The 8,650-nt window shown below is 62.1% G+C and carries 8 protein-coding genes and 1 pseudogene; 2 read left to right on the forward strand and 7 right to left on the reverse strand.

Annotation, left to right across the window (positions count from 1 at the left end):
- Nucleotides 1–76: 76 nt before the first annotated feature.
- Both CFR78_RS13655 and CFR78_RS13660 read right to left on the reverse strand, forming a co-directional pair.
- Nucleotides 77–400 (reverse strand): DUF736 domain-containing protein, encoded by a 324-nt coding sequence (locus CFR78_RS13655; protein WP_034930119.1) that lies wholly within the window; start codon nucleotides 398–400, stop codon nucleotides 77–79.
- 18 nt (nucleotides 401–418) lie between these two features.
- On the reverse strand, nucleotides 419–634 hold the full coding sequence (locus CFR78_RS13660; RefSeq protein WP_034932806.1) for a hypothetical protein: 216 nt from the start codon (nucleotides 632–634) through the stop codon (nucleotides 419–421).
- Between the two features lie 651 nt (nucleotides 635–1,285).
- Between CFR78_RS13660 and CFR78_RS13665 the strand changes: the two genes are divergently transcribed.
- Nucleotides 1,286–1,888 (forward strand): plasmid pRiA4b ORF-3 family protein, encoded by a 603-nt coding sequence (locus tag CFR78_RS13665; RefSeq protein WP_239015994.1) that lies wholly within the window; start codon nucleotides 1,286–1,288, stop codon nucleotides 1,886–1,888.
- A 175-nt stretch (nucleotides 1,889–2,063) separates the two neighbouring features.
- Here CFR78_RS13665 and CFR78_RS13670 read toward each other — a convergent pair whose 3' ends face one another.
- From CFR78_RS13670 to CFR78_RS13690, 5 genes are all read right to left on the reverse strand, one after another.
- Nucleotides 2,064–2,999, reverse strand: a complete 936-nt coding sequence (locus tag CFR78_RS13670; protein ID WP_034932802.1) for a DUF2493 domain-containing protein — start codon at nucleotides 2,997–2,999, stop codon at nucleotides 2,064–2,066.
- A 313-nt stretch (nucleotides 3,000–3,312) separates the two neighbouring features.
- Nucleotides 3,313–4,359 (reverse strand): DUF7146 domain-containing protein, encoded by a 1,047-nt coding sequence (locus tag CFR78_RS13675; RefSeq protein WP_034932798.1) that lies wholly within the window; start codon nucleotides 4,357–4,359, stop codon nucleotides 3,313–3,315.
- Nucleotides 4,346–4,786 (reverse strand): hypothetical protein, encoded by a 441-nt coding sequence (locus CFR78_RS13680; RefSeq protein WP_034932795.1) that lies wholly within the window; start codon nucleotides 4,784–4,786, stop codon nucleotides 4,346–4,348. Before CFR78_RS13680 ends, CFR78_RS13675 begins: the two co-directional genes overlap by 14 nt.
- A gap of 84 nt (nucleotides 4,787–4,870) precedes the next feature.
- Nucleotides 4,871–6,073 (reverse strand): DUF932 domain-containing protein, encoded by a 1,203-nt coding sequence (locus tag CFR78_RS13685; RefSeq protein ID WP_110581269.1) that lies wholly within the window; start codon nucleotides 6,071–6,073, stop codon nucleotides 4,871–4,873.
- 136 nt (nucleotides 6,074–6,209) lie between these two features.
- Entirely contained in the window at nucleotides 6,210–7,802 is a 1,593-nt protein-coding gene (locus CFR78_RS13690) for a chromosome partitioning protein ParB (protein ID WP_258366150.1), read from the reverse strand.
- Nucleotides 7,803–7,900: 98 nt separating this feature from the next.
- Between CFR78_RS13690 and CFR78_RS13695 the strand changes: the two are divergent.
- A pseudogene (locus tag CFR78_RS13695) lies at nucleotides 7,901–8,650 on the forward strand (IS3 family transposase); the annotation flags it as partial.

Below are 8,650 nucleotides of genomic sequence, written 5' to 3' on the forward strand. Positions count from 1 at the left end.
CCGGAAAAGCACGTGGGAAAATGAAAGCCCGGAAGGCCCCGCCCGGGGAGACCGGGCGGGGTTGGTGGTGGGGCGCTTACTCCCCGTTCCGGCTGCGGGGCCGGGTCCAGATGAGCGAGTAGCCCTCGCCCTCCTCGTCGGTGAACAGGTTGGCGAAGATCGGGGCGGCGAAGGAGGGATCGTCCAGCTTCAGACTCAGATAGGTGCGGCCTTCGCTGGAGCGGCGGGTCCAGGCGGCACCGAGTTCTACCCGTCCGAGGTAGACGCGGTAGTTGGGGGCGTTGTCGTTGGCGCGGTTGGTTTCGGCCACCAGACGGACGTTGCGGGCCTGCAGGGCCAGGGTGACGATTTCGCCTTCGAAGCCTTCGCCCACCTTCTTGAAGGAACCGATGTTAGCCATTGTCGTATCTCCATGCTGTTATCGGGCCGCGACCACCGTGGCCTCGATGGCGATCGACCAGCCGGAGGCGAGCGGCAGAGCACCCCTCGGGGCCGAAGCGCAGCGGAGGACGGCAGGGCCGGAACTTTCTTGTTTCGCGAGGAATGACGGCGCAGCCGGCAGGGGAAGAAAGTTCTGGAACGCCGTTGCGGCCAGCCGATCGAGGCGCAGCCGGTCTTCGGCTAGATCAGCCATCCGACAGAGGCCATGGTGTGCGGACCCGCCAGCCCCAAAGAGATACGATGCCGGCATGACCGGTCCGACAGGTGGGGGGACGATGCGATCTGGCGCGAGACTGTCACGCTGGCATTTTGGGAAACTGGCCCCGTCCGGTGGTCGTTTTTGCCGTCCCCGATGTTACGCCCCCTTTTCACCCGCTCATGGGCAGGGTTGCCCGTGCGGTGCGACAGGCCCCCGCTCCCGGCACAAGCGCATCCCGTTAGAGCGGGCCGGATGATCCCTCGTTCGCTGCCTGCCGTCCCGGCCCTTTCACCGATGGGGTTGGCGCGGGCGTTTCATCCCCATGGACCGTCCCCGCAGACACACGGGGCTGCCATCGAACTCCGTCCCGCCGGTTCTCCGGGCGGGGACTTCCAGGGGGCGGGCGAACGTGCCTACCGCCATCAGGTGCGCAGGAACTGGGGAGCCCGACGTCATTGCGGCTCAGACGTCAGACTTCATGTATCATGACGGTTTTACAAACCGTCGTGGAAATAATGCCCACCACGCTCTGTAAAAACCGTGCCGAGAAATCAGCACTGATCTTACACCCCGCCACACGCAACTTTCTTGACTTTATCAGGAATTACCATTTTTCTTGAAACCATGTTTGGACCTCCCAATGCTATGCAGATCAGAGTCTCAATCGACGATATCGAACCAGCCGTCTGGCGGCGTCTCGTCGTGCCTAGTGCGTGGAACCTGGAGCAGCTTCACCTCGCGATCCAGGCGGCCTTTAACTGGTGGAATTATCATCTCCATGAGTTCGAGATCGGGGGACTGCGTTACGGAAATGCCATTGAGGCTGCGGAAGGATCGGCCATCGGCGATCCTCAGGTCTTTGACGAGCGCCAGGTCCGGTTGCGAGATTTCCGCAACGCGGGCACGGCGTTCACCTACGTCTATGATTTTGGCGACGACTGGCGCCATACCGTAGAAATCGAAAATCTGCTTTTCCTCGAAAGCGCTCCCCAGCACGCGACCTGTGTTGACGGCGCGCGAGCCCGTCCGCCTGAGGATGTCGGCGGCATTCCAGGCTATGAGCAGTTTCTGGAGGTAATCGGCTCCCTCAAGGATCCCGAGCATCGGGAAACCAAGGCCTGGTGTGGTGGCCATTTCGATCCCGAGTGGTTCGATCTTGCAACCGTCGACAAGGATGTTCGAAACGCATTGAAGCCGAATGTGAAAAGAAGGCTTCATCAGCCGAAACCGAAAAAAAGCAAGTTGTAGATATCACTAAGTCAATCAGGCGTGTTTCAAGGTATAAGGTCAATGTTGTCGATCGGGATCGACGGCAGAACCGGGTTAAACGCGCCATGCCTTATCTTTCAGGCATTGAAAGACCGTCAATACGGTAGCCCTATGCTACCGTGCCGATTTCTCGGCACGGTTTCCTCACAACCTGTCAGGCACTATTCTTTTTCTGAAACCGCCAGACCGGGATACCCATCTGCTTCGCCTTGTCGGCCAGATTGTCCTGAATGCCCGAACCCGGAAATACCATGACGCCGACGGGCAGGACTTTCAGCAGGGCGTCGTTGCGCCGGAACGGGGCGGCTTTGCCGTGCCGGTTCCAGTCCGGTTTGAAGGCAATCTGTGGAATTTCGCGATGATCGGCCCAGCGGGAAGCGATGAATTCCGCGCCCTTGGGCGAGCCACCATGCAGCAGCACCATGTCGGGATGCTTCTCACGCACCTTGTCCAGCCGGTTCCAGATCAGGAGATGGTCCTCGTAATCGAGCCCGCCGGTCACTGCGACCTTTGGCCCGGGTGGCACGAGCAGCTCCGTTTCGGCCTTGCGGCGGGCGTTGAGGAAATCGCGGCTGTCGATCATCGACGCCGTCAGGGTGCTCCGGCTGACCAGCGAGCCGGAGCGTGGCCGCCAGGGCGACATCGTCAGGCGTTCGAACTGGTCGCAGGCGAGGGCGCGGAATATCTCATAGGCATTGCGTCGCTCCAGCAGGGTCAGCCCCTCGGCGATGAGGCGCTCCAGTTCCACCGAGCGGATCTCGCTGCCATCCTGTTCCTGCTGGCTGCGTTTCTGCGCCTGCTCGTTACGGTCAAGATCACGCTCCACCTGCCCGACCATACGGTGAAAGACGTTGACGGTGGACCAGAGCAGCGGTTCGAGATCAGGTTCCAGCCGCGTGTCGGTCAGTGTGGCTGACAGGGCATCGAAGATATCGGCAATCGCGCCCTCGATCTGGCTGGCGTCGGGCAACGGCCTCGCGTCCGGCTCGTCCTCGAAGGGACGATGGCCGTAAAGCTGGAGTTCCGCCAGCACATGAGCGGTGGAAGAGGTAGCGTGTGCGGGTTCGAAATCGTGCTGTGTGCGGGTCATGGGTCTGTCCTCCGGTTCTGGCCGCGCCCCTCGCGGCCTTTCCGGGGGCGGACAGCGGCAGACGAAGGCCGGGCCGGAACCGCGCAACGCGCGGCCGCAGCGCAGCGGAGGATGGCAGGGAGACGGCTATTTTGCTTCGCGATGCAAAGCGCGGCACGCGCGGCGGAAAATAGCCGGTTCCGCCATTGCAGGCCCGGCCTGGCTGACGCCCGCTCCCCTTCCAGAAAGGCCGCGGGCGCGCCCCATCCGGAAACAGGACAGCCCTGCGCACACCGGAAAGAAGAAGACCCTCACACCCCCTTCCCGGGCCGCCTCAGTGCGTGACGGGATGCAGAAACCGCGCCACGTCCTGCGGGGCAAGCTGGGGATGCAGGATTGCCCGCATCGCGCCACGCCCGAGGTAGCGGAGATCATCGTTGAAGTCCGCCAGACGCGGTGACAGCACGAGGCACTCGATCCCGGCTTCCTGCGTCCGGGTCTGCAGGATCGTCACCGCATGGTCTCCGGCCGGATCGTCATCGCGCAGCACGTAGAGGCGGCGCAGCGTATTTGGAAACATCATGGCGGCGAGATGCGCCGAGGACAGGCAGGCGGCCAGTGGCAGAGCGGGCATGATCTCATGGAGCGAGAGCACCGTCTCGATGCCCTCGCCCGCCGCCAGAACGTCGGACACCGTGCCAAAGCGCACGGCATTGCCGAGCAGGTCGCCCAGGGCACGGCGCGGATGATCGACCGGCGCCTTGCCGCGCCCGTCCGCCGCCAGCCAGGTCCGATGAACCCCGGTCAGGGTGCCGTCGAGGTCGGTGACGGCGGTGATCATGGCGGGCCAGGTCTCGGTCGGACTGTCCTCGTCCGGACGGTAAAAGCAGCGCGGATGGAAGTGCAGGGCTGCGGTTCCGTGCAAACGCGTAATGTCGCGTCTGCGGAGATACATTTCTACGGACGTGCCCGCGATCGGCCCGGACATGGCCCAGAGCCGTCGCGCGGCTTCGGACGAACTGGCGGAACCACGCTCACGGGCAGGCCGGTCCTGTGACGGCGGCACCGGATCAGGGCGAGGCAGACTGAGGAAGGCGCGCGCCTCGTCGACCACGTCGCGGAAATCCACCAGACCGAGGCTTTCGCGGATCACGTCAAGCAGGTCGCCATGCTCGCCAGACTGCGCATCGGTCCACTTACCGGCCCTGCCGTTGGCGGTATCGTGCAGCCGGACAAACAGCGACCGGCCGGGGGTGTTGCGTACGTTACCGACCAGCCAGTAATTGCCATGACGGCGACCGGCGGACAGATAGCGTCGGCATACCGCCTCCGCGTTCTCCGCCAGACGGTGAGCCAGATCCCCAGCATCATGTCCAGTCATCGCCTTGCCCTCCTGTGTCGGGATTGCCTCCGTCCAGGGCAATCGCCAGCCAGCGATCAGTGGTCATCCATGAAATCGCTTTGCGCCTGCCAAGGTCAAGCAGATGCGCGCCGCCGCTGAAGGCGCCGATCCGGGGGCGGGATGCCGTATTGGCCCACTGGAATCCCCATCGGCCCCGCAACCGGAATGTTCGCGCACAGCGCAGCACGAACTCCACAACCTGATGCGGATCTCCGGTCGTCTCATCGTGCATCCAGAGTTTCGTGCCGCCATATTCAGGCACGATCGACAGAATGAAACCGTCAGAGGGCGGGTCTTCCGCCGCCAGTTCGTCCATGAATTCATTGTAGAGATCGAGCCCCTTTGCGGCATTGTCCACCGTGCCCACGTCGAGCACGCAGGAAAAATGCGTGAAAAAATCAGCCATCGGAAAAACTCCCGAAACGAAAAAAGCCCGGCGCAGGGGCCGGGCTCGTAAAAACGTATTGGCGGAAATACAGAAAAGCGGCTTTCAGGACGCACGCTCCATCAGCCTGCGGGCCTTTTCTTCCAGATCCAGCCGCGTATCCTGATTGGCTTTTGTGCGTGCCAGTGCGGTAATCCCCTGCACGAAATCGAACACGCTCTCGGGCTTGCGGCCCTCTTCGTGCAGCACGGTTTCGATGATCTTCGCGGTTTCCGGTTTCGAGAACCCGCGACGGCGCAGGAAACTTTCGCGATCATCATCGGTTCTGGCCACCAGCGCCCGACGCGAAGCCTGGATACCGGAAACAAACGAGGCCGGGCTGGCCGTGGCGAAATTCCGGAGCGCTGGTGTCGCCTGATGCACGAAGCGGGATGCTGCAAACTTGCTATGCCGGATCGTGATCTGTTCGAAATTTTCGACGCCCCAGAGCATGCGATTTTGGCACACTCCGCGCAGGTAAAATGACGCAATACCAAGGCTTTTACTGCCGACTTCAGAATTCCACGCATAGAAACCCCGGAAATAGAGATCGGGATCGCCATTGGGCAGGCGTCCGGCCTCAATCGGGTGTGTATCGTCCACGAGGAACAGAAAAACATCGCGATCTGATGCGTAGAGCGTCGTCGTCTCCTTCGTGATATCCACATACGGATTATGGGTCATGGTCGCCCAGTCGATGACACCGGGCACCTTCCAGTTGGTATCACCTGTGCCGTCACCGGCAATTTTCCGCACCGCGCCGACCAGTTCGTGGTCCCAGATGCGGCCGTAATCTGGCCCGGTGACCGCGCGCAGTTCCACGCGGCCGTCCTCGGTTTCCAGTGTTTTGATCAGTTCAACCCGGTGTGACAGCAGGCCGTGCTGGAGATTGATCGCCGCCAGTGGAGCCGGAAGGTTACGCAGGTAGGACGATGGCGCGCTGATCAGACTGCACATCTGGCCGAACGACCAGTGTGTGGGGGCAATCGGCTCCTGCTGCCCCGGTACAGTCAGGGTCAGGCGCTCGGCATTGTCGCGCGAGGCTTCCACGCGAATGGCGCGGCTTTCCACCGTGCGGGTCGTGGCCCGATCTGCTCGCGCCAGGGTCGCGGCATGCAGGTCGGACAGCGACAGATAGCGTTCGTCATCGGGGCGGGAAAACCACTCGGACGATACGCGGGCACTGCGCTCCCCACGCGAAGGATCGATCCTGAAGCCGCCGGATGCGGCACCACGGGACGCGGGGGACAGGATGGTGGTTGTGATCATGGAAAACTCTCCTCTATGCCGGTTATTCGGCACAGAAGGCGAAGCCGACCTCTCCCTCTTTCCGGTATGCCGGACACGAAAAAAGCGGCTTCCGGGCACCGGAAGCCGCTGTCTCACAATTCCAAAACTCATTGCGTCACTCGGCGGCGATGGCCTCCATATCCCCGCCTGACGTCACCGTTTCAACCTGTGCCTGATCGGCCAGCCCCACGGTCCGCAACGCCTCGGGCAGCCAGCCCGAACCATCAAGCAGCCGCTCGGCCTCGCGCGCCATGTCGGGCTTCTTCATATGAACTATGCGGTCAGCCGCTTCGTCGCCACGTGCATCCCGCACCGCCTGCAGGATGCGCGCCTTGGTCACCCGGCCGAGATAGTTCTCGACCGTGGGCTGCCAGCCAGCCTCAATCAGATCAAGGCTGAGGGCCGACGCCAGTCGATTGGCCCGCTTGAGGCGTTCGGTCACGCTGCGCTGGGACACCGCACCATAGGCGGGCATGCGCTCATAGAGCGCGTTAATCCCGAAGGACAGGCAATGCGCCAGCAATGCCATGCGGCTGGTATCATCCAGCCCGGCGATCCAGCGCCACAGCGCGTCTTCGTCGTCCGGCAGATCGTGCTTCCAGCCATCGTTACGCTGTCGCAGCGCGTGGGCTGGCAGGCTGCCTGGCATGTCGGAGGAATGGACCGGCAGCGGGATTTCCCGGACATAGGCTTCCAGGCAATCCGCACCCGGTGTCTGCCAGTAAACATCGCGCACCAAGGTATGCAGCAGTTCGGTCAGCGCGATGTGCGGGTTGCTGGCAAAGGCGTCCCGCAGGGCGAGCGTGCGCCAGGCCGTCAGTTCGGTAAGCAACCGGTCAGGCAGCGGCTTGATCCCGTCTTCTTCCTCGGGTTCCACGTCGGGAGAGATGCTATCGCTCTTCCCCTCCTGATAACCATCGCCTGCGCTATCGTGCTCCTGCCCATCATACGCAGGGCAATTGTATTGATCGGCGTTGCCCGCATCATCGGTCTCTTCCGGCTCAGCCGGCATGTCCTCGGGGAGCACAAACCCCCGCTCCAACTGCAACGTACCATCGCTGGCGAGGCTTACGAAGGCCCCCGCCCGCGCCATGTCAGCGGGATCGAACGCCAGAGGCCGTTCTTCGAGGGCAAGGATGGCCTGTTCGATCTCGCCCAGCCTTGCATCAACCTCATCCGGGTATTCATCAGCCTGGGCATATTCAGCCTCGATGCTTTCCTGCTCGGCGCGCAGGGCTGCAAGCCGGGCAGTCTCCTCATCGGACAGCGGCATTTCCGTGCCATCGATCTCCGCAAACTGCCGTGTGTGGCCCCATGGGAATGACAGGGCGGTTTCGACCCATTTCCAACCCTCTGCACGGATATCTTCGGCGGCTGCATGCAGCTTTTCCATGACCAGCCGGTCCAGAATGGCCGGATCCTGCAACCAGCCGCCGTCATCGGCCTCGAACAGGTCGCGCATGATGGGACCACCCGCTACGATATAGGCCTCCAGCCCGACGAAACGGGCACGGGCGTCCGAAGCCCGCACGGTCTTTTCCGTCAGCATGCGGCGGATGACATAGGGTTCGCGGTTATGGCTCTGGGACACGATCTCCCAGACCTGTTCCTGACGGGCATGGTCATCGCTGATGGAAAAGGCCATCAACTGTTCCAGCTTCATGCCGTCCTGCTCGTAGATATCCAGCAGCTTGTCCGACACCGTCATCAGCCGCAGGCGCTGTTTGACCACGGTCGGTGAGAAGTGGTCCCCATTTTTCGGACAGGGCGATAAGCTATAATCCGATCTGAGAGAGAACGGGTTTTATGGGCAAGGTTACGCGCAAGAGGTATGCGGCGGAGTTCAAATCACGGGTTGCCCTGGAAGCGATCCGTGGGGAACTGACGCTGGCGGAACTGGCTTCGAAACATGGGGTGCATCAGACGATGATCGCCCAGTGGAAACGGCAGGCGATCGAGGGGATGGCGGCGACCTTCTCCGGGAAGACGGTGGCGGAGCCCCCGGTCAGCCCTGCTGATGTGGAGAAACTGCACGCGAAGATAGGCGAGCTTCTCGTGGAACGGGATTTTTTACGCGATGCCTCTGCTCGGTTGGGCGTGATCAGAGGCGGCAGATGATTGACCCGAAGCGAGCGCGTCTGCCGATAATCCGGCAATGCACGCTGCTGCAACTCAACCGGTCGGGCGTCTACTATCGGCCTGTGCCACAGAGCGAGGCCAATCTGGAGCTGATGCGGCTGATCGACGCCCAGTTCCTGGAAACGCCCTATTATGGCTCACGGCAGATGACATGGCATCTGCGCCGCCTGGGACATGAAGTGGGCCGCAAGCGGGTCCGGCGGCTCATGGCGATCATGGGCCTTCGGGCGATCTACCAGAAGCCGCGCACGACCGTGCCCCATCCGGAGCATCGGAAATATCCATATCTGCTACGGGATCTGGTCATCAATCGGCCTAACCAGGTCTGGTGTTCCGATATCACATATATTCCCATGAAACGGGGATTTCTCTATCTCGTGGCGATCATGGACTGGTTCACGCGCAAGGTCCTGTCCT

The sequence above is a fragment of the Komagataeibacter rhaeticus genome (assembly GCF_003207855.1).
In the GTDB taxonomy this organism is placed as follows: Bacteria; Pseudomonadota; Alphaproteobacteria; order Acetobacterales; family Acetobacteraceae; genus Komagataeibacter; species Komagataeibacter rhaeticus.